Here is a 20126-nt window from a genome sequence, read left to right as displayed (position 1 = left end):
CTAAATCAGCACCACAGAGCTAGTTAATACTATGGCCGATACGAAAGTACTAATACCAATTAGGACTCTCTATACAACAAAAGCTTTCTGATTATACTAGTGCCCCAGTACAAATTTACGAATAGACTTAGGTAAATAATTGAAACCTACCGTAGTCAAATAGGATAATGCCAGCGCCATGGCATACATAACGAGAACATTGACCACCGTGTACAAGAGATTGTATTTAGCCATCACAGCAGATATGATTAACAACCAAAATGGATGCGCTAAATAAATACCATACGATTTATCGCCTATCTCAGACCAAATGGACTCCATCGTCACGTTCATAGGTAGCCTTTGGAATAGGAACAAACTAAACATCGTTCCCAATCCTGTATAAAGAACGCCCATAGGACTCATTTGATGTACCGTATAAATTGCTTCCAACACAGTGTAATGCCATACGTCCATGACATAGTAATAAGAGCCAAGCATTAATAATATAGAGCTTACCGCACTGACGCCTAAAAGGTAACGATAACGCCACATATATTCGCAGACGATTTCATATCGTTCAGCACATACGGCACCTAAAAGGAAAATCCACACATAATGAATAACCCAATAGTTGAGTCGCATATCAAAAAGATATTTAAGAACTGGCTGATTGCTTAGGTTTTCTGTTACCCAACGGCCAAGCATGTAAGACGAAACATAATCGATACCAACTTGGATGACAAATAGTAACACCAGCCAAAATACAGGCCGTTTTAAGATGACTTTCACCATTGCCCGCCATAACGGCATCATCACGTAGAACCATAGCAAAATAACCATAAAATATAGATGATACATAGAAGTACCAAAGAGTAGATTTATCGCCAACGACCCTGGGTGTAAATTGCCAAGATTATGAGCTGTCACCCCTGTATATAGCAGGTAAAAAATGGACCACGTAATATATGGAAATAGCACCACCTGAATGCGGCGGTGCATAAATTCCTTATATGAGAATGGTCCCTCTACCGAAGTATGATAAAACAAGCCAAATGCAGAGAGGAAGAAAAACGCAGGTACTCCAAAGCGAGAGAGAATTTCTAACACGCTGATGAGTTCTAAATTTACAAAAGGATTTTGCAATGCGTAAGATCCTACATGAATGCCGATAACACCGAGCATACAGAGGCCTCGCATATAAGTAATTTCCGGTAAAAACGCTTTTTTCATAGCCATTCCCTATTCACTATTGACCAGGTGCCACTGCAGGTGTTGGTACAACACGTGGACCTTGAGACTCTGTAGCTGGTTGTTTAACTACCGGAGGTGTAGATGTAGGTGTTTGAGGCGTTGCAGTTTTTTCAGGTTGTGCGGCTTGTACTGGTACAGCCTGACCATTTGCTTTAGCAGCCGCTTCTGCCTTAGCCTTAGCTTCTGCTTCAGCCTTAGCTTTTGCTTCAGCTTCTCGTTTCAAGCGTAATTCTTTTTCAAGTGGTACCACTGGTTTGTCATAAACAGTGATATCCGTTTCAAATAGACGTCCCCATGGGAATGTAGCTTTTACTGTACGAGGATTGATTTTAAGATATTTTTCAGCGAAATCTTGAATGCGTTCACCTAAATAACTTTCAAGACGTTCATTTAATTCACCAGAGTAACGAACATTGTCTGTTCTGATAGAATCTTGCATACGATAAATATCTTTACGGATATTTGCTTGATATGCCCAGTTGTCCAAATATTGTTGCGTCAACATATCCCGATGACCTTCTGGACTCATAGATTTAAGCAATAATCCTTGAGCAATAGCGTAACCTACTGTGTTACTTGCTGTATTCCAACCATTATACGCACCGATTTTGTACAACAAATCTCGTTTGTACATAGCGGATACCAATGTATTATCTGCACCATTATTAAAAGCAATATCTGCAACGCTTACGTTCACACCAGAGTCAACAGCTTGTTGAATGCGATCTACGAAAGCATTTGTAGAGTTGGAGATCATCGGGAAGTTTTCGAAGTTTTCAGACTCGCCTGTACTCGTAGTAAGAGGTGTATTAACAGCCAATAATACAGTTGGTTTACCTTGTGTCACCATCGTTCCACCTACAGCCTCAACGTGTTGAGCAATTGTTTTATCAATCGTTTGATCTTCGTAACCTGGTAATGTTTTACCGCCACCACCGAGTGGATAAATTACGGAGAATGTAGGTTTTTCTGTGCTCACATCGGTACGGGAACGCGCCATCAATAAGAGACCAAGTTGGTCAGCACCAGGGAAGCTACCGTATTTTTCAACAGAAATATCCTTGGAATATTTGTTAAGGTAACGACCTTCTAGAGCGGATTGAGATAATTGAGATGTATCATCATGACCTAATGCAAAGTAGTCGAATACACCACTGCGAGTTTCATCAATCAACTTTTTGTTGATTTTCATATTTTTTTGACGGCGGTCAAACCAGTCTTGCAAGTATTCCACAGGAACAGAGGCTTGTAGGCTCATCAATTTTTGAGTTTCTTCTTGCGTTAAAGAGCCAGAATCTAATTTATCTTGTAATGCAGCGATTTGGAAGATAGTTGGGCCATATTCCGCATAGTAGGCCGGTTCAGTACCGCCACCACTCGCACGTGGGGAACGCATTACGGTGCCAAAGCCATAGATGCGTACATTTTTATTCCGCGCTTTTAAACCTTCAATACGTTTCAAGCGATTTTGCAATGTGCTAAGTGGAATATTATGTTTACGAGAATCTACAAGACCTCCATAAATAAGAGTATCTGTACTTAATACCATAACATCAACACGACCTGCATTTTGCTCTACCCAAGCCATAATTTGATCAGCTTGACCTTGGTACGTCTTACCAGAAATCAAGTGTTGAGGTGGAGTCAACACAGTCATACCCGCCTCACGAGCTGTATCAACTGTATATTGCAAACTTACAGGGCGATCATCTTGAGGTACATATAATACGGTTTCTGCATCAATTTTGATGGATGTACCTGTAGCAATGGCTGTAACCATTAATGCTACTTTCAACCATTTATTTGTCATAAAGCAAATCTCCTTCTGTGTACACGAGTACTCTCGACTCGAAAATTAACTTTTATATAATACTCTTTTTTTCTGACACTTTTATGAAATACTTAATAGTATAATTATATCATTTACCTGTTATTTCTCAAATGCAATGCCTTTAGCTTTAGCGCACTTTGGGTAAGCTCCAATTATATTTAATAGCTAGTAAACGGATAACTAGTACAACGGTAAACGCACCATATACAGCCTCTCCAACCCAGTTAGAAATAACCATTAAGTAATAAACGATGCCCCCAATAACACTAGGCAGAGCGTACACATCTTCTTTCAAAACAGACGGAATCCGTTGAGCCAGCATATCTCGGATAATACCACCTCCAACAGCAGTAATAGTTCCTAATAAAACAATGAAAATTGGCAACTCTGGATATAGTTTAAACCCTGCAGATGCTCCAGTTACTGTAAAAGATGCCAACCCAACTGCATCGGCTAATAAATAGCTTGCTCGGCTACGAGGGCCCATAGCATGCTTGCGATAACGGCTGTTATAGATAATAAATACGATAATTGTTACGGAAATAACCACAGTTACATATACAATATTGCGTAACGAATTCGGCGGAAAATACCCCAAGAGAACATCACGTACAATTCCACCACCGATTGCCGTGGCCAGTGCCAATACAGCCATACCAAATATATCCATTCTCCGCGCCACCCCAACAAGTGCTCCGGAGATAGCAAAGGCAATAGTGCCAATCATATCAAATATGTACCAAATAATATCCATAATACCCTCACACAATCTATTCGCATAACTGCGCACACTATGATAGACTTTATGTAAGATATTATACATTAAGAGGTATGAGAATGACAAAGAACATTACACCTATAGAGATTAAAAATATGGATGAGCGTAGCCGTGATGAATATTTTATGGGTTTTGCCCTAGAGGAGGCCCACAAAGCTTATGCTCTAGGAGAAATTCCTATCGGCGCCATTTTAGTTCAAAACAGTACAATCATTTCACGCCACCATAATCGCCGCGAATTAGATCACGATGCAACGGCTCATGCAGAAGTGCTCGTCATCCGCGAAGCATGCGATGTACTCAAGCGCTGGCGGTTGACTGGTTGTACCCTGTATGTTACGATAGAGCCGTGTCCGATGTGCGCTGGAGCCATCATCAACAGTCGTATTGACCGTGTTGTATATGGTGCAAGTGATTACAAAGGAGGCGCTGTAGAGTCTCTTTTCAATGTACTCTCTCACCCTGGTTTAAATCATGAACCCGAATTAGCATCGGGGGTCCTTGGTGATGAATGTAGTCAAATCATGAAAGACTTTTTTAAAGAGCGCCGTAAAACACGGAGGAGTACCCAAGAGGCTGAAGGGTCCGCACTCGAAATGCGGTAGGTCGGGCAACCGGCGCGGGGGTTCAAATCCCTCCTCCTCTGCCATATAAAATATATAAAGCGCTAACCATGGTTAGCGCTTTTTTGCGAAGGGACCACTACTATGAAAAAATATTACCCTTATCTCATTACGGTGAGTCATATGATTAACGACTCCTGTCAAAGTGTATTACCTGCCCTCTTGCCATTATTTATCTACACTTATGGACTTAGTTTAGAGCAAGCAGGCTTTCTCATATTAGCCAATACAGCATTATCTTCATTGTTACAGCCATTATTAGGTTATGTCTCTGACAAGATCAATCAGCCACGGCTAATCGCCTTAGGTGTTCTGCTCTCAGCTTGTAGCACAGGTGCCATGGGTTTTGTAACCTCTTATGAAAGCTTGCTTGTTTGTGCTACCTTAGCTGGTGTAGGCTCCTCTATCTTCCACCCTGAAGGAGCGAAAATCATGAATCGCCTGGGAGGTGGTAAAAAAGGTAAAGCCATGGGTACCTTCGCCATCGGTGGTAGCTCTGGTTTTGCCATCGGTCCACTCTTTGCGGGCTCTATTGCCTATACAGTAGGACCTCATGGACTGGCAGCTTTCACCATAGTGGGTCTTATTATCTCAACAGTTTTATTCGCCCTCATGCCGCGCATAGTAACTCAAGCACGCACTATCGACCAAGCGGTAGCTATGGAAAACCCTACACTAGTGGCTAAGCCGCTAAAGAATTACTGGAAATACTTTGGTATCTTGTTTATTATCATCCTAAGCCAATCGGTAAACTTCCGCGTTATTAATGCATTTATTCCTATCTTCTGGACTCGTGAACTCGGCACTAGCCCAGAGCAAGGGAGCTTTGCATTAACCATATTCTTTAGTATCGGTATCTTCATGACATATATTGGCGGTCTATTAGGCGACAAATATGGTCCCATCAAAATCATTAGACTATCCCTATTGATTTGGTTGCCAGCTATGTTCCTATTAACAGAAGTGCCAACCTTCTCCCCTGTTATCATGATGCCTGTAGCCTATATGTTACTACTCATGATTGGCGCTGCTAAAGCTCTTAGCTACAGCCCCGTTATCGTACTAGGCCAAACCTACCTTGCTAAAAGCATCGGCTTTGCGTCCGGTATTACCCTCGGGGTGAGCCAAACTATCGGCGGTATCATCGCACCTGTAGTAGGTAACCTTGCGGATACCTATACTTTACCTACCGCTATGATGACACTCGTACCATTCCTAGTAGTAGGTCTTGGGGCTTCATTACTATTAAAAGATCCTAAATCCTTAATGGAATCTCCCAGATGAGCTAGGAAAAAATTATAATATATTTTTTATATATACTAGAAAGGAAATCATATATTTATGGAAAAGAATACTAATACGACAACATCAGGAAGAAAATTTGATAAGAATAATGTCCGAATGGGGAAAAATCAAACCTCTTCCCCTCTTCCTCAATCTGCAAATGAAACACTTAATGAGCTTGCAAAAAAAATCAAAAGTACGAAAAAATAATAAATCTAATTTTCCGGATTTTCCGGAAAGTCATATTCCTTAATTAATAATCCTGTTTTGCAATCATAATAAATATGTTTATATTTAGGTTTTTCCCATTCTAAAGATGCAATAATATTGTCGATCCCTTCTTCACAAAGTTCAATAGATAACTCTTTATATTTCTCTACACTACTCTTTAATAGGCCTCTACAAATTAATTTATCATCCTTATGAATCTCTACATAGTGAACACCATCTTTATTATTAAATATAGTATCAAAGACACTCTGATTCAACACAACCTGTGGCTTATTAGTCTTTCTTCTATAAAAATTTACTAGCCATGTATAAGCTTTCATTAATGGATTGATCAGAAATGCAAAACCAATCGATAAAATCATACTCATAATAATATATATGGTTACAAACTTTAGATTATTAAAATAGGACTTAAGTGTCACATATGTTAGTTCTGAATAATCACATCCTGAGCCTAACCATAATATTACTAATAAATTTAATGATACAAATGAAATAACACCACTAAATATAAGGCAGTATAAAGTTTCCTCAAAAGTGCTTAAATCATCACTAACATCATTAATTTGCTTATATATTTTTCGTGAAATATACCCTGGAACAACACATAATAAAAGACTGAATTGAGTTTCCATAACACTAACACCCCTCTCTTTATACTATAAAGGACAAATTATTTAACTCGTACTATATCACCTATATTTCATCATACCTATAAAATCTAAAGAAAGCACTTCAAAATAAAACTTGAAGTGCTTTTTTATATTTTAACCAAAACTTAGTCAATGCTTTAGCATTTCATTCAATATAACTACGTCCGTTTCTTTCATGCCTTGTGCCACAGCACCAATACTGCGGATAGTTTCGTCAACGGAGTATGCTACAAGGCCATCGCCTTTTTGGTAGTTTTTGTTAAGGCGAGCTTGTTTATATCCCATAAAGGCACCATCAAGGGAAATTGCAATTTTACCTGCACAGGATGGTTTCGCACCATCACATACGATACCAGATAGACTTGCAAGACCGTTTACAAGAGTGTTCTCGATTATATCTTTACTATCACCTTTCAAAAAGGCTATGCCTGCTACGCTTACCACACCGGCAGATACAACCCCGCAGTATGCGGATAGTTTACCAATACCAGATTTAACATAAAGCGTTAGCAAGTTAGCAAAGACGAGCGCTCGATACAATTCATCATCACTTTTACCAAGTTCCTCGGCAGTCGTAATGATTGGTACAGACACGGTTAAACCTTGATTACCAGAGCCAGAGCAAATAACAACAGGCAATGGACAGCCACTCATACGCGCATCAGAGCCAGCTGCGGCACGAGCCTTACATTTCGTTTCGAGAGATGGATTTTCTTCATCTAACAATAACAATTGTCCAATATTAGATCCATAATCATTGGACAGACCTTCCTTAGAAATTGCAGTATTATACTCAACTTGCTGTTTAATTTGAGGTAGGATACCAGAAATATCACCGGTTAAGACAAATTCGTAAATGCTATCGAAGGTCATGGCATATTCTGTTTTAGCCGCTTTCTTGATTTCATTGACTGTTTCAGAGACAATCTCACCATCTACTGATACATAGGTTACATTCGTATGGTCATTTTCAATGCGAACAACCGCTGTATGTTCATCTGTTTCTGCAGTGATTTCTATATATAGATTATCTACGCCTTCAGCAAGTGAAACGGTACAGAAGTTAGCATCAAGCAATGTACCAAGCCATTTGCGATCTTCGTCTGTAGCAGATTCCAACACCTCTAGTTCACGCTCTGGATGACCTACAATAGCACCCAGTGTAGCGGCCGCCGTTAGGCCTTTTCGCCCTCCAGAATTTGGAATGACTACAGATTTTACATTTTTGATAATATTCGCGCTGCATCTTGCGTGAATATGGTTAGGAAACTCATCTAAAACAGAGACTGCCTTCGCAGCCGCATAAGCCAATGCAATTGGCTCAGTACAACCGAAGGCAGGACGCATCTCTGACTGTAACAAAGAAATATAATCCATCTTATACTTCCGCAATAATTTCCACTTCTACAATAACGCCTAATGGAAGGTCTTTTACTGCTACACATGAACGAGCTGGTTTAGAAGTGAAATATTTAGCATACACTTCATTAAATGCTTTGAAATCACCAATATCAGCTAAGAAGCAAGTTGTTTTAACAACCTTGGAAAAGTCTGTACCAGCTTCAGTCAATACGGCTTCAATATTTTTGCATACTTGTTCAGTTTGCTCTACAATGCCCCCTTCAACAACTGTACCAGTTGTAGGATTGAGTGGAATTTGACCAGAAGCAAATAATAAACCGCCAACCACTTTAGCTTGAGAGTAAGGGCCTACTGCTGCTGGTGCTTTGTCTGTAGAAATTGTTTTCATGATAAATCTCCTTTTATAAATAAATATAAATTAATATGACTATATTTAAGGCGCGAAACTCATGTTGATGCCTCGATATATATGACTTACCTCAATATATCACATATAAAATAAAAGTACGTATATAACCAATTATTTAATTGATTTGAATGCATTGTCAAATATTGGTTTGAAATAATCACGTTGTACATCAGTTGTTATACCTACATACAACACTGGCTTTCCTGCCTTCAACACAAATGCAGCATTTGCATAGAGTGGAGTTTGTACACTTCCATCTGCATATAACAAGCGAGAGCTTGCTGCATATGTTTGATATTTTGTGCCACCCACCGGATGTACTTGTTCTGCATTTTCTACGGTTAGAGTTTTAAGTGTTTTAGGCATAATCGTTGCTTTTTGGGGATCACGACTAGACACATTAATAGGTCTATTCAAAGGAACTACTGTTGTGCTAGTGGGAATCTGTTTATTTATTGTTCCTAATAGAAGTTGCTCTGTTACAGGATCAATTTGACCTTTATCAAGAGCGGCCATTGTCGCTATAAACATAGGGTCATTAGCCTTTTCTTTAGCCACTTGTTGCGCTATTTGTTTAACATCTACAGCTACTACGAATGCATCTTTTTGACCAGTTTTATCTGCCCCTTGCAATTGGTATACATCAAAATTAGTACCAAAGTTTTGGAAAAATTCCTTTGCCATCATATTCGACATCGTAGATTTTGAAGGTTCTTCATTTAATTGTTTTTCTACAAAATCACGTGTATTTGTTTTGGATGCAGAAACAACAGTTACATTGTTAGGCACTACCATGGATCCTGCAATTGTTTGTACATCCTTAGCAAAACCTACGCCAGATACAGTACCCATTAAGCAAGCTGCACAAGCCAATACTTTCAAAGATTTCATATTATTTACCTCCCTTGAGAGATTGTGTTTGATACATATGATTCAACTCATTAGCCCAATAATCATAGCTAGAGTCATCAGACATTAAAAGCTGTAAAGATACACCTTTATCTGTAGGAACAGCATATCCAATTAAGGAGTACGTATTTCTAAAGCCATCATATTTTAGACTACCGCGTAAATCGCCTGCCACAGCTGTACCATAGCGTGTTTGCACAGGTTTATAGGCCACATGCGTTGCATCTAGGCTCACTTGTTTTGCCATAAAGTCTACATAAGAACGGACCTCTTCTATACTTTTAGGAGATGATTTCTTATCTGTGGCAAGCATTTTATCAAAGGTACCTATAATTTGAGAAGGTAACTTATCATTTATCGTTTTTAGATCTTTAGCTAATTTAGCACCTTCAATAGTATTGCTCTTCATGCCTTGTAATTGTTGTTGGGCCGTCTCTTTAGAGTAAGATTCTACATGTTTAGAGATAGAGTGCTTTAATGCAGCTTTTTCCGCATCTGACCCCTTCTCTAAAATAGTCTTATTCATACCTATAACTTGATCAATTGCATTTTTAGAATAGTTAATAACAATTAAACCACCTATATGATGTCCTTGTTTATCAGTACCTTGCAATTGATAGAAGGAGTAACCATCAAGAAAGTCCCCCTTCACTGGTTCAACAGCTACACCAGTCTGTACTTTCACAACATTATTAATAGTATCAACAGCAGATTTATTTGCTACTTTAAGAAATTTATCTTGTTCTTGATTACGCAATCTTGTATCAGTAGAAATATGCATAACTTCTACAGCTTTCACAGTTGGGGAAGTTGTGCCGTACATACCATAACCTAAATCTACCGTATCAGCACATGCCACTGCCCCCATACCCACAGTTAAACAGGTGGCACAAGCCAATGTCATCAACTTTTTATTGAGAGTTCTCATAAGACACCTCACCTTTTTAACAATACACTATGTATAGATTGTTAGATAATCTGTGCAGTATATATTAAGAGTTTAAAGGATAATCTATACTGCATATATTAATTATTATACTATATCGACATATATAACTGTATAGTATAATTTACAAGCTTACCTTTCTGCTATACAATACATAAATAGACATGTAAAGATGATATATGTATGAGAAATGGAAAGGAGTGCACACTCGGTGTGCTTTTAACATGATACAAGAATTAATTCCCCTCACTAGGCCTCGCACATTAGCTGCTGCATTGGGGCCTACCATTTTAGGTGCCGCCTTTAGTTATTACGCATTTGGTGCTGCTCAGGGTACAGGTCTTGCCATTTTCCATACAGTGCTCATATTTTTAGCTGTTGTAACAGCCCAAATTGTAGCTAATTTATGGAATGAATATAAAGACTTTAAATCTGGACTCGATGCTGGTCAAAAGGTAGGTAATGCTGGTTCTATCACACGTGGCGTTATAACACCAGAGCTCATTATAACGATGATTAAAGTACTCATGTTTGTACCCATTATTATTGGTCTTTATTTATCTGCTACTATAACTTGGTACTACATTCCTGTAGGCTTCTTATGTATTCTAATTAGTTTTCTTTACTCTGGCGGTCCAAAACCAATTTCTCGAACACCATTTGGAGAAATTTCCTCTGGTATCGCCATGGGTTTTGCTATCGTACTCATTACAGGCTATGCCTGGATACGAGAATTATCCTTAGCCCTGTTAATTCCTGCAATTCCATCTACATTGCTAGTTGGTTCCATCATGTTGACGAATAATATCCGAGATATTCGTAATGATGAAAGCCATGGACGTCACACGTTGCCAATCGTGCTTGGTCGTGAAAGAGCACTCAGCTTAATGAGTATCTCATATATTTTCAATTTTATTTGGATCATTGCTTGGATTATAGTAGGCCATATGACATGGTTCGCCTTATTAGCGTTCCTTGCAGCACCACTAGCTTTCAAAACAATTCATACATTATCTACCAATACAGATGAGTTCCAATTAGATAAGGCTATGGGTACTACCGCTGGGGCCGCTATGATTTATCAACTAATGTGGGCGATTGGACTTATCATGGGCAAATTATTTTAAAAATGAACATACTTATATTATAGGTTCTCCATAGTTTTTAGTTATGGAGAACCTATAATAATTCCTTCTTGATAGATAGGAAGTTATTTAGTACTATAGATTTAATATTTTATATGTAATTATTGTATAAGGAGTGTGTCTAATGAGAAAATTTTTAGCATTGGCAGCTACTGTAATCCTTGGCGGCGCTTTATTAATCGCAGGCTGTGGTAACGACAACAAACAAGCTGCTAGCGATGGCAAACAAGTATTAAAAATTGGGGCAACAGCAGTACCTCACGCAGAAATTTTGGAACAAGTTAAACCAATCTTAGCAAAAGATGGTATCGAATTAAAAATCACTGAATTTACTGATTACAACACACCTAACTTGGCTTTAGGGGACAAAGAGATTGATGCCAACTTCTTCCAACACGTACCTTACATGGAGGAATTCGCAAAAGCTCACAAACTTGACTTAGTATCTGCCGGTGGTGTTCATCTTGAGCCAATGGGTTTATACTCCCGTAAAATCAAAGATTTAAAAGATCTTCCAAAAGGCGCTAAAATCGCTATTCCTAATGACCCTACAAACGGTGGTCGTGCATTATTGTTGTTACAAAAACAAGGTCTAATTACATTAAAAGACTCCACTAACATCTTATCTACCGTACAAGATATTACTGCAAACCCTAACGAATATCAATTCGTAGAATTAGAAGCAGCACAAGTACCTCGTTCCCTTGACGATGTAGCCTTAGCCGCTATCAATACTAACTTTGCATTAAACGCAGGTCTTAACCCTGGCAAAGATGCATTGGCAATTGAAAATAACGATTCCCCTTACGTAAATATCGTAACTGTACTTAAAGGCAATGAAAATGACCCTCGCATCAAAAAATTGATGGCTGCACTTCATAGTCCTGAAATTATCAAATTCATCCAAGAAAAATACCAAGGTGCTATTGTTCCTGCATTCTAAGGTATACCAAAAAGAGACCACATCAACGTGGTCTCTTTTTTACATGTTATCGGCCCCAAATCTAAAAGGTAATAAACCTTCTAATTCAACAACTGTATAGTCCCCTCTTAAATTCGCCATTATAATACGAGGTATTTCAAATTCAGAAATCACCTGACGACAAGCACCACATGGTGCACAAGGCCCTTCCGTATCAGCAACTACGGCAAGGGCTTTAAATTTTGTTTGCCCTTCCGACACTGCCTTAAATATAGCAGTTCTCTCCGCACAATTAGTTAATCCATAAGAAGCGTTTTCTATATTACACCCTTCATAGATGGTTCCATCTTCGCAAAGAAGGGCTGCGCCCACACCAAAATGTGAATAAGGACTATAGGTTTTGTCGCGAGCCACAATAGCACGATCGATGAGCTTTTGAATATCCTTTTCTTTCATATTGCACTCCTCACTCTACAATATCAAGTATAGTATCCACTACTTTAGGTGCGGTATTACCAGTAGTAATCGCCGCTAAATAGGTCTGGGCCGCATTAGTGAATAAGCTTTCATCAGAAGCATATAGTGTAGCTATCCTTTCACCCATGCTAACGGCGTCCCCAGTTGTTTTGTGCATTACAATACCTGCACCATAATCGATAGGGCCATCTTTAACGGTCCGACCGGCTCCAAGCATAACGGATGCAATCCCGCATTGTTCTGTATTCATATGGGTAATATAACCGTCTTGAGGCGCTGTAACTTCATAGGTGAATTTGCCAATAGCTAATAGGCTTTCATCATCAATAACTTGGCTGTCGCCACCTTGAGCATCAATCATCATACGCAATCGTTCTAATGCGGCACCAGAGTCGAGTGCCTCTTGCACACGACTGAGAGCCGTTTCATAATCACACATATGGCTCAATACGAGCATATGAGCTGCCATGATAATACATTCATGCGTTAAATCCTCTGGACCATGACCTTTCAACGTATCAATAACCTCGCGAATCTCCAAAGCATTTCCAATAGCATGGCCTAGCGGTCGATCCATATTCGTCAAAATAGCCTTAACTGAACGGCCATTTTCCTTTCCAATCTCTACCATTGCTTTAGCCAATTCACGAGCATCCTCTATGTTTTTCATAAAGGCACCACTGCCAACCTTTACATCTAACAAAATTGCTTGAGCACCAGAAGCCAATTTTTTGCCCATAACAGAGGATGCAATAAGAGGGATACTATCCACAGTTCCCGTCACATCGCGCAAAGCATATAGCTTTTTATCAGCAGGTGCAAGCCCTTCCGACTGACCAATAACAGCAAGACCAATTTTATTAACTTGATTGATAAAAGCATCTTTCTCTAAAGATACCTTTAAATTTGGAATAGATTCCATCTTATCAATAGTGCCGCCTGTATGACCAAGTCCACGACCAGACATCTTAGCCACCTTGCCGCCACAAGCAGCTACGAGAGGCGCAATAATAAGTGTGGTCTTATCTCCTACGCCACCTGTACTATGTTTATCTACGGTGATCCCATCAATATTCGATAAGTCTACCATATTACCTGATTGAGCCATAGCCAAGGTCAAAGTTCCTAATTCGCGAGCATTCATACCATTAAAAACTATGGTCATCAAGAGTGCACTCACTTGGTAATCAGGGATTTCTCCATTTACATAGCCATCTATGACAAAGCGGATTTCCTTATCTGATAACGGCAAGTTCGCCCTTTTCTTCAGAATAATATCATACATACGCATAGTTACACCGCCATTCTAAGAAACCACCTAAGCATAGCCTAGGTGGTTTTCTATTATACTTCTTCGTTCAAGTGATTCTTTAATAACTCTACAGCTGCACTGGCTCCAATTCGGCTACAACCTTCTGCAATATAGGCTTTCATATCCGTAATAGAGCGAATACCCCCTGCGGCCTTAATCTGTACATTAGGACCAATATGCTTTTTAAAGAGTCTAATATCTTCAAGGCTTGCACCGCCGCTACCAAATCCAGTAGATGTTTTAATATAGTCTGCGCCACCATTTGTAATACATTTGCAAAGCGCCACCTTTTCAGAATCTGTAAGATAACAAGTTTCGATAATAACTTTTAAAATCTTATCACCACAAGCCTTCTTAAGCGCCTCAATTTCACTAGTTACCGCTTCAAAATCACCTTGCTTTACATCTCCAAGATTAATAACCATATCAATTTCAGAAGCGCCTTCTTCAATGGCCTGTTTCGTTTCTGCCACCTTTACCTCTGTTGTTTCATATCCTAAAGGGAAACCGATAACGGTACATATGTTAAGTTCTGGATATGCTTCATGGGCGGATGCTACAAAATCTGGAGGAATACAAACAGATGCAGTTTTATACCTTATACCATCCTCACAAACTTCTTTAATATCATCCCATGTAGCTGTAGGACGCAATAATGTATGATCTACATACGCTAATAATTCTTTCCCCAACATAGTACCTCTCCTTACTAAAAGAACGACATTTGTTCTGGTTCTGGCTCTTTATGTAATGCATCTTGAGCAGAGCGATTTTTATTATCAATGAATGGTTCTAACGGTACGCCTGTAGTCTTTAATAAATCTGGTAAACTATTAACGCCTTTCAACTTAGCAGCTTCTAATACAACCTTTGCACAAGTCTCTGCATCATCCAGTGCATAGTGATGTTTAAACTCAACTCCAATATATGCGGCCATTGTATTCAACTTATGATTAACTAAATCAGGCCATACCGCACGTGAAAGTTTAACTGTACATGCATAATCTAGTTCTGGCCAAGGGATTTTATAATAATCTAAAGTAGCACGCAATACGTTCATATCGAATTTCGCATTGTGAGCCACCATAATATTCCCTTTTAAATGGTTTTCATAAATGGCATTCCACAACTGATCAAAGGTCTTTTCATGAAGAACATCCTTCGGTTGGATACCATGAATTTCAATACATTCATCATCAAAACTCATAAACGGAGGCTTGATGAGGCTATATGCCTTTTTGGTAATTTGTCCGTCCTTTACGGTAATAACCGCCAAGGAGCATGCACTATTTTTAAATTTATTTGCTGTTTCAAAGTCTAATGCAACAAAATCTAACATAGGACTCCTTTCAAAATCTATATATAAGAATTATATTCATTTACTCTACTTATTATAGCATGAAATAGACTATAATCTACTGTTCAAAGGTGACCAATAATCACCTCATTCACACCAATTTTAATTGACAGATAGGCCCTCAGTATGTGAAAATTATTTAGATATGTATGTAGTATGGAGGTTGCAACATGGCAGATGACAGATTAATCGTTGCCCTTGACGTATCCACGATGGATGCAGTGAAAGAAATCGTATTATCCCTCGGTGATTCGGTTAGCTTTTACAAGGTCGGCATGGAGCTATTCTACGCCGAAGGAGCAAAAACAATTCGTTTTTTACAGGAGCAAAACAAACAAGTATTTCTTGATTTGAAATTGCACGACATTCCAAATACCGTAGCCCATGGCGTAGCTTCCTTAACACGTCTCGGCGCTAGTTTAATTACTTTACATGGTCAAGGTGGTCCTGTCATGATGAAAGCTGCTGTTGAGGCAGCTCGTGAGAGTGGCAAAGAACTTGGCGTGGAACGCCCAAAATTATTAGCCATCACCGCATTAACTAGCTTTGACGATGAATCTTGGACTGCTATTGGTGGTCAGCTACCTATTTCCGACCAAGTCATTCGCCTTGCAAAACTCGCTAAAGACTGTGGTATGGATGGTGTTGTATGTTCCGCATTAGAAGCTAAAATGATTCGTGAAGCATGTGGCGATGACTTCCTCATCGTTACCCCTGGTATTCGCCCTTCCTTTGCAACAACAGACGACCAAAAACGGGTTGCTACACCAGCTAGTGCTTTGCAAGATGGAGCATCTCGCCTTGTTATCGGTCGACCTATTACACAAGCCGAAAACCCTCGTGAAGCGGTTCATTTAATTATTGAAGAAATGGAGAAAGTATCCAAATGATGACAGAACAAGAAGTAAAACAATTATTGATCGACACTCAAGCTATTTTAGAAGGTCACTTCCTTTTGACATCTGGTCTCCACAGTCCAATGTACGTTGAAAAATTCAATGTATTGCAACATCCAAAATATACTGAAAAACTTTGTAAAGAATTAGCTGAACGCTTCCGCGATCAAAATGTAGAACTTGTTATTGGACCTATGACTGGCGGCATCTTACTTGCTCACGAAGTAGGTAAAGCGCTTGGCACCCGTGCTATCTTCACAGAACGCGAAAAAGGCGTTATGACATTACGTCGTGGGTTTAAAATCGAGCCAGGCACAAGAGTACTTATCGTTGAAGATATCGTAACTACTGGTGGTTCTGTACAAGAAGTAGTAAATGTGGTAAACCAATCTGGTGGCGAAATCGTAGGGGTAGGCCTTCTTGTAAACCGTTCTGGAGGCAAAGCAGAATTCGGTGTACCTCATGAAAAGGTACAAGCATTACTTAATCTTGAAGTTCCAACTTATAAACCTGAAGAATGCCCTCTTTGCAAAGACGGCGTAGCTATGACAGAACGCGGTTCTAAACACATCAAATAATTTTTTAACGACCTATATACATGCATAGGTCGTTTTTCATTAGGAAGTTAATAAAATATTCCCAGTCCATCAACTACTGTCTATATTTATAAATAGATACAAAAAGAGCTCCTTCACTGAGGAGCTCTTTTTGTTTGTGTGTAGTTATTGTGTGTAAGAGAGAGATTCTGATACGAATGTATCACATAGAGTATGTGGCTCTATGGTGGCCATGAATGCACTTTCATGACCACGTACTCCATAATCTTATAAGAGAAATGGACTCATAAAGTATCGTTAGTTTTGTGTAGCTTGTGGCACACCTTGTTCACTTTGTTGTTGTGGTGCATTACCATTAGTTTGTTGAGGTGGTTGGCCTTGCATAGGCATTTGACCTTGTGGAGGCATTTGACAATTTGAATGCATATGCTGGCCATTATTTGGTCCCATACCATCTTGAGGCATCATTTGGTTTTGACCATTTTGGTGCATATGCTGTCCATTATTTGGCCCCATGCCATCTTGAGGCATCATTTGATTATTTCCATCCATCATATGTTTATCCATATATTTATTAGGACCATCATGTCTATGTGGTTTTCTAAACTGTTGTTCATTTGTTTTCATCCATTCACCAAAATTAGGTAAATCATTTACTGCAAACGATGTACATGCCCCAACAGCACAAATTACGGTTAAAATCGCTGTTATTATAATTCGTCTCATAAATCCTCCTTAGTCCACATTGCGGAAGTAACGTTCACGCACACCACGAAGCTCTGTACCAACAAAGACGCACGTAAGTCCACCAAATAGACCTACACCACCAAGTGCCACTAAAGTTACAATGGACAATACTGGAAATGCAGTAACATTCTCAAATGGTTGCCATGAGCTACCTAGCAAGAACAAGATAGCCGGTGTAATAATGAATATAAGAGCACCTACAATATAGGATAAGGCACTTCCAATAGAGAGCAAAGTCTTAGATGCTTTTTTAGCCATCCCCGGTAATTGAGGTAAAAGACGCTCTTTATAATCATCAAATCGTGCATAAATTTCTTGCATATTAACGGATTTACTTTCACTACCATCTTGATTCATTGTGTCTGTAATGATACCTGCATCTACGTAGGATGCATATATTTCCTCTGGAGTCCCTAAGGATTTAATGATCTCACTATCGGTAAGCCCTTTTTCATAACCTACCGCAAAATGCTCTTCATAAACCTCTATGATACTCTCCACATCTGCAACACGCGCTTTTTTAAATATATTACGCAATGCATCCAAAAAGCTATTTTTGTTCATTATTATCGACTCCTTTCAACAGCATATTGATAACACCAGAAAAATCATCCCATTCTTGACGCATCTTGTTATATGCTGCACGGCCTTCGTTCGTGATATGATAATATTTCCGTGATGGGCCTGTAGAAGACTCCTTTAAATACGTTTCAACATACTTTTCTTTTTTCAGTCTGTTAAACAATGGATATATCGTTCCTTCAGATATTTCAATATATTCTGAAATGGTACTTACGATTTCGTATCCGTAGCGATCATTTTGTGTTAATAATGCTAGCACCAGCATGTCCATAACACCTTTTTTTAATTGAACTTGCATAGTTCCTCCCTTTTAGGCTGTGCTTGCCTGCCAATGTGAAAGCTCTCTTACGGTCACTATCATGTACTGACAAATACATAATAACATAAGGTACCTTGGAATGCAAGGTACCTTGTAAAAAAATATTAAAATTTAATATATTTTTTCTTATTTCTAATCTATAAACACAGTTAATTTCTGAGTTTATAGGGAAAAATTTTTTCAAAAAAATTTTCTTATTTATGGTATTTTTTATACAAAATCTATTAAAGTACCCTATTATAACTAAAAATCCTCATCTAAAAGATGAGGATTTTCTAACACTACAAAAGAAAGTAGTGCATTATTGGAATACTTAATTAAGTTTTATTTACTAGATTCTAATTTGAAGACGCTTCCCCTAATTTAAGCTGTGTACTCTTCATTTTGCCGTTATGAGTATAGGATACCAAAATTGTATCTCCCGGGCTCTTAGCATCAATTTGTTCTTTTAATTCACGTAATGTAGTAATATCTTTACCATCAATTTGTGCAATCGTATCCCCTTCTACGAGACCAGCTTGTGCAGCAGGACCATTAGGATCAAGTTGAACAACAAGAAGTCCATCACCTTCATAGGTTACATTATTGCGCGCTGCAGTTTGACGGTCTACAGCCCACACCCCAATATAAGGGCGAATGACCTTACCATTTTTAATAATAGAATCAACAATTGTCATCGCAGAATTAATTGGAATAGCAAAGCCCATACCTTCAATTCCCTCTTTAGAGATTTTAGAGCTATTGATACCAATTAACTCACCATCTGCATTAATAAGCGCACCACCTGAGTTACCTGGATTAATGGCTGCATCAGTTTGAATCAATGGGAATCGTTGACCTTGATCATCAATTGTACGTGCTAAGGCACTAATAACACCAGCGGTAACTGAACCTTTAAACTCAAGACCTAAAGGATTGCCAATAGCAATAGCTGGCTCCCCTACTTGCAAGGAGTCAGAGTCACCAATTTTGATAGGTTTAATATCTTTTGGAGGTTTAATTTTTACAACTGCTAAGTCCGTCTGTGAATCTGAACCTATAACAGTCCCCGTCACCGTACTGCCATCAGACAATGATACTGTAACCTCCCCATTTCTAGCCCCCGCTACCACATGTTTATTTGTTATAATATGTCCGTCATTATCGATAAGCACACCAGATCCGACACCTTCTCCAGCATAGATAGTACGGTTAAAAATATCCTTTTGAAATACTTGTGTTGTAATCCCTACTACAGCTGGCCCAGATTCTTTAGCTGCTTGTACTACATAGGTATTACGCGTTTCAGTAATAGGCTTAGTCTGTTTAGTTTGTTCTCTCACGTTTGTTGGTTGCGTATTAACAGGGCTGCCAAAGAAATAATATCCTCCGCCTACCCCAATACCCAAAGCAAAAATACACGCAATTACTGTTTTCTTATATTTTGAAAATGTCATGTAGATCTCCTTATATTCTTCTTAATATTCTTCTACCTCACCCATAACGTCTTAATGATGATTATAAAAGGTAAAATAAGAACCAAATCATAAATCATATAATTATGATACTTTATA

General features: G+C 38.8%; 23 protein-coding genes and 1 tRNA gene. 8 read left to right on the top strand and 16 right to left on the bottom strand.

What is annotated here, in order from left to right:
• Positions 1-96: 96 nt before the first annotated feature.
• The 3 genes from DW000_RS09015 to DW000_RS09005 form a co-directional block, all read right to left on the bottom strand.
• Entirely contained in the window at positions 97-1218 is a 1122-nt protein-coding gene (locus DW000_RS09015; RefSeq protein WP_120056118.1) for an acyltransferase, read from the bottom strand.
• A gap of 10 nt (positions 1219-1228) precedes the next feature.
• On the bottom strand, positions 1229-3043 hold the full coding sequence (locus tag DW000_RS09010) for a DUF4127 family protein (RefSeq protein ID WP_120056116.1): 1815 nt from the start codon (positions 3041-3043) through the stop codon (positions 1229-1231).
• Between the two features lie 148 nt (positions 3044-3191).
• Entirely contained in the window at positions 3192-3818 is a 627-nt protein-coding gene (locus DW000_RS09005; protein WP_004693621.1) for a trimeric intracellular cation channel family protein, read from the bottom strand.
• An 83-nt stretch (positions 3819-3901) separates the two neighbouring features.
• Here DW000_RS09005 and tadA point away from each other — a divergent pair, with 83 nt between their 5' ends.
• The 4 genes from tadA to DW000_RS09825 all read left to right on the top strand — a co-directional run bounded on the left by tadA (position 3902) and on the right by DW000_RS09825 (position 5959).
• Positions 3902-4447, top strand: a complete 546-nt coding sequence (gene tadA / locus DW000_RS09000) for a tRNA adenosine(34) deaminase TadA (RefSeq protein ID WP_207798790.1) — start codon at positions 3902-3904, stop codon at positions 4445-4447.
• A tRNA-Ser gene (locus DW000_RS08995) sits at positions 4401-4491 on the top strand. The genes tadA and DW000_RS08995 overlap by 47 nt, the downstream gene beginning before the upstream one ends.
• 58 nt (positions 4492-4549) lie before the next feature.
• A complete protein-coding gene (locus tag DW000_RS08990) occupies positions 4550-5749 on the top strand; it encodes an MFS transporter (RefSeq protein WP_120056114.1) in 1200 nt (399 codons plus the stop codon).
• Between the two features lie 57 nt (positions 5750-5806).
• Positions 5807-5959: a hypothetical protein gene (locus DW000_RS09825; RefSeq protein WP_165851015.1), complete on the top strand. Its 153-nt coding sequence runs from the start codon at positions 5807-5809 to the stop codon at positions 5957-5959.
• 5 nt (positions 5960-5964) lie between these two features.
• Here DW000_RS09825 and DW000_RS08985 read toward each other — a convergent pair whose 3' ends face one another.
• The 5 genes from DW000_RS08985 to DW000_RS08965 form a co-directional block, all read right to left on the bottom strand.
• Positions 5965-6615 carry a DUF6338 family protein gene (locus DW000_RS08985; protein ID WP_120056112.1) on the bottom strand — a complete coding sequence of 217 codons (651 nt, stop codon included), beginning with the start codon at positions 6613-6615 and terminating at the stop codon, positions 5965-5967.
• A gap of 147 nt (positions 6616-6762) precedes the next feature.
• Positions 6763-8010, bottom strand: a complete 1248-nt coding sequence (locus DW000_RS08980; RefSeq protein WP_060919519.1) for an L-serine ammonia-lyase, iron-sulfur-dependent, subunit alpha — start codon at positions 8008-8010, stop codon at positions 6763-6765.
• Position 8011: 1 nt separating this feature from the next.
• Positions 8012-8383, bottom strand: coding sequence for a RidA family protein (locus DW000_RS08975; protein WP_060919518.1), 372 nt, complete (start codon positions 8381-8383; stop codon positions 8012-8014).
• Between the two features lie 132 nt (positions 8384-8515).
• Positions 8516-9295 (bottom strand): hypothetical protein, encoded by a 780-nt coding sequence (locus tag DW000_RS08970; RefSeq protein ID WP_060919517.1) that lies wholly within the window; start codon positions 9293-9295, stop codon positions 8516-8518.
• A 1-nt stretch (position 9296) separates the two neighbouring features.
• Positions 9297-10241 (bottom strand): hypothetical protein, encoded by a 945-nt coding sequence (locus DW000_RS08965; RefSeq protein WP_060919516.1) that lies wholly within the window; start codon positions 10239-10241, stop codon positions 9297-9299.
• Positions 10242-10483: 242 nt separating this feature from the next.
• Between DW000_RS08965 and menA the strand changes: the two genes are divergently transcribed.
• Both menA and DW000_RS08955 read left to right on the top strand, forming a co-directional pair.
• Entirely contained in the window at positions 10484-11386 is a 903-nt protein-coding gene (gene menA / locus DW000_RS08960; RefSeq protein WP_060919515.1) for a 1,4-dihydroxy-2-naphthoate octaprenyltransferase, read from the top strand.
• Between the two features lie 142 nt (positions 11387-11528).
• The gene (locus DW000_RS08955) at positions 11529-12347 is read left to right on the top strand and encodes a MetQ/NlpA family ABC transporter substrate-binding protein (protein ID WP_004698373.1); all 819 of its coding nucleotides are present in this window, start codon (positions 11529-11531) and stop codon (positions 12345-12347) included.
• Between the two features lie 39 nt (positions 12348-12386).
• Here the strand turns inward: DW000_RS08955 and DW000_RS08950 are convergent, their stop codons facing one another.
• The 4 genes from DW000_RS08950 to DW000_RS08935 are packed head-to-tail and all read right to left on the bottom strand — an operon-like array spanning position 12387 to position 15454.
• Positions 12387-12782 carry a cytidine deaminase gene (locus DW000_RS08950; RefSeq protein ID WP_060919514.1) on the bottom strand — a complete coding sequence of 132 codons (396 nt, stop codon included), beginning with the start codon at positions 12780-12782 and terminating at the stop codon, positions 12387-12389.
• A gap of 10 nt (positions 12783-12792) precedes the next feature.
• Complete coding sequence (locus DW000_RS08945) at positions 12793-14094, bottom strand: thymidine phosphorylase (protein WP_120056110.1); 1302 nt, start codon at positions 14092-14094, stop codon at positions 12793-12795.
• Positions 14095-14147: 53 nt separating this feature from the next.
• On the bottom strand, positions 14148-14810 hold the full coding sequence (deoC, locus tag DW000_RS08940; protein WP_004698377.1) for a deoxyribose-phosphate aldolase: 663 nt from the start codon (positions 14808-14810) through the stop codon (positions 14148-14150).
• 14 nt (positions 14811-14824) lie between these two features.
• Complete coding sequence (locus DW000_RS08935) at positions 14825-15454, bottom strand: 3'-5' exonuclease (protein WP_060919512.1); 630 nt, start codon at positions 15452-15454, stop codon at positions 14825-14827.
• Positions 15455-15642: 188 nt separating this feature from the next.
• On the opposite strand from DW000_RS08935, the gene pyrF reads away from it, so the two are divergent.
• Positions 15643-16362, top strand: coding sequence for an orotidine-5'-phosphate decarboxylase (pyrF, locus tag DW000_RS08930; protein ID WP_060919511.1), 720 nt, complete (start codon positions 15643-15645; stop codon positions 16360-16362).
• Complete coding sequence (gene pyrE, locus DW000_RS08925) at positions 16359-16946, top strand: orotate phosphoribosyltransferase (protein WP_008602774.1); 588 nt, start codon at positions 16359-16361, stop codon at positions 16944-16946. Before pyrF ends, pyrE begins: the two co-directional genes overlap by 4 nt.
• A 276-nt stretch (positions 16947-17222) precedes the next feature.
• On the opposite strand, the gene DW000_RS08920 is transcribed toward pyrE, so the two are convergent.
• From DW000_RS08920 to DW000_RS08905, 4 genes are all read right to left on the bottom strand, one after another.
• Positions 17223-17651 carry a hypothetical protein gene (locus tag DW000_RS08920; RefSeq protein WP_060919510.1) on the bottom strand — a complete coding sequence of 143 codons (429 nt, stop codon included), beginning with the start codon at positions 17649-17651 and terminating at the stop codon, positions 17223-17225.
• A gap of 9 nt (positions 17652-17660) precedes the next feature.
• A complete protein-coding gene (locus tag DW000_RS08915; protein WP_008602778.1) occupies positions 17661-18236 on the bottom strand; it encodes a DUF1700 domain-containing protein in 576 nt (191 codons plus the stop codon).
• Complete coding sequence (locus DW000_RS08910; RefSeq protein WP_004693657.1) at positions 18223-18552, bottom strand: PadR family transcriptional regulator; 330 nt, start codon at positions 18550-18552, stop codon at positions 18223-18225. The genes DW000_RS08915 and DW000_RS08910 overlap by 14 nt, the downstream gene beginning before the upstream one ends.
• A gap of 359 nt (positions 18553-18911) precedes the next feature.
• Entirely contained in the window at positions 18912-20009 is a 1098-nt protein-coding gene (locus DW000_RS08905) for a trypsin-like peptidase domain-containing protein (RefSeq protein WP_060919509.1), read from the bottom strand.
• Between the last annotated feature and the right edge of the window lie 117 nt (positions 20010-20126).

The organism is Veillonella sp. AF36-20BH (assembly GCF_003602765.1).
Taxonomy (GTDB): Bacteria; Bacillota; Negativicutes; order Veillonellales; family Veillonellaceae; genus Veillonella; species Veillonella hominis.
The sequence above is the reverse complement of the archived record's forward strand: the minus strand, read 5'-3'. Positions and strand labels throughout refer to the sequence as shown.

Excerpts from the sequence above, each read along its gene's own strand:
- DW000_RS08985 (WP_120056112.1), bottom strand. The coding sequence starts at position 6,615 with ATGGAAACTCAATTCAGTCTTTTATTATGTGTTGTTCCAGGGTATATT.
- DW000_RS08970 (WP_060919517.1), bottom strand. The coding sequence starts at position 9,295 with ATGAAATCTTTGAAAGTATTGGCTTGTGCAGCTTGCTTAATGGGTACT.
- DW000_RS08965 (WP_060919516.1), bottom strand. The coding sequence starts at position 10,241 with ATGAGAACTCTCAATAAAAAGTTGATGACATTGGCTTGTGCCACCTGT.
- deoC (WP_004698377.1), bottom strand. The coding sequence starts at position 14,810 with ATGTTGGGGAAAGAATTATTAGCGTATGTAGATCATACATTATTGCGT.
- DW000_RS09005 (WP_004693621.1), bottom strand. The coding sequence starts at position 3,818 with ATGGATATTATTTGGTACATATTTGATATGATTGGCACTATTGCCTTT.
- DW000_RS08990 (WP_120056114.1), top strand. The coding sequence starts at position 4,550 with ATGAAAAAATATTACCCTTATCTCATTACGGTGAGTCATATGATTAAC.
- DW000_RS08920 (WP_060919510.1), bottom strand. The coding sequence starts at position 17,651 with ATGAGACGAATTATAATAACAGCGATTTTAACCGTAATTTGTGCTGTT.
- DW000_RS08910 (WP_004693657.1), bottom strand. The coding sequence starts at position 18,552 with ATGCAAGTTCAATTAAAAAAAGGTGTTATGGACATGCTGGTGCTAGCA.
- DW000_RS08935 (WP_060919512.1), bottom strand. The coding sequence starts at position 15,454 with ATGTTAGATTTTGTTGCATTAGACTTTGAAACAGCAAATAAATTTAAA.
- DW000_RS09010 (WP_120056116.1), bottom strand. The coding sequence starts at position 3,043 with ATGACAAATAAATGGTTGAAAGTAGCATTAATGGTTACAGCCATTGCT.
- DW000_RS08955 (WP_004698373.1), top strand. The coding sequence starts at position 11,529 with ATGAGAAAATTTTTAGCATTGGCAGCTACTGTAATCCTTGGCGGCGCT.
- DW000_RS08950 (WP_060919514.1), bottom strand. The coding sequence starts at position 12,782 with ATGAAAGAAAAGGATATTCAAAAGCTCATCGATCGTGCTATTGTGGCT.
- DW000_RS08975 (WP_060919518.1), bottom strand. The coding sequence starts at position 8,383 with ATGAAAACAATTTCTACAGACAAAGCACCAGCAGCAGTAGGCCCTTAC.
- DW000_RS08980 (WP_060919519.1), bottom strand. The coding sequence starts at position 8,010 with ATGGATTATATTTCTTTGTTACAGTCAGAGATGCGTCCTGCCTTCGGT.
- pyrE (WP_008602774.1), top strand. The coding sequence starts at position 16,359 with ATGATGACAGAACAAGAAGTAAAACAATTATTGATCGACACTCAAGCT.
- pyrF (WP_060919511.1), top strand. The coding sequence starts at position 15,643 with ATGGCAGATGACAGATTAATCGTTGCCCTTGACGTATCCACGATGGAT.
- menA (WP_060919515.1), top strand. The coding sequence starts at position 10,484 with ATGATACAAGAATTAATTCCCCTCACTAGGCCTCGCACATTAGCTGCT.
- DW000_RS08905 (WP_060919509.1), bottom strand. The coding sequence starts at position 20,009 with ATGACATTTTCAAAATATAAGAAAACAGTAATTGCGTGTATTTTTGCT.
- DW000_RS09015 (WP_120056118.1), bottom strand. The coding sequence starts at position 1,218 with ATGGCTATGAAAAAAGCGTTTTTACCGGAAATTACTTATATGCGAGGC.
- tadA (WP_207798790.1), top strand. The coding sequence starts at position 3,902 with ATGACAAAGAACATTACACCTATAGAGATTAAAAATATGGATGAGCGT.
- DW000_RS08945 (WP_120056110.1), bottom strand. The coding sequence starts at position 14,094 with ATGCGTATGTATGATATTATTCTGAAGAAAAGGGCGAACTTGCCGTTA.
- DW000_RS09825 (WP_165851015.1), top strand. The coding sequence starts at position 5,807 with ATGGAAAAGAATACTAATACGACAACATCAGGAAGAAAATTTGATAAG.
- DW000_RS08915 (WP_008602778.1), bottom strand. The coding sequence starts at position 18,236 with ATGAACAAAAATAGCTTTTTGGATGCATTGCGTAATATATTTAAAAAA.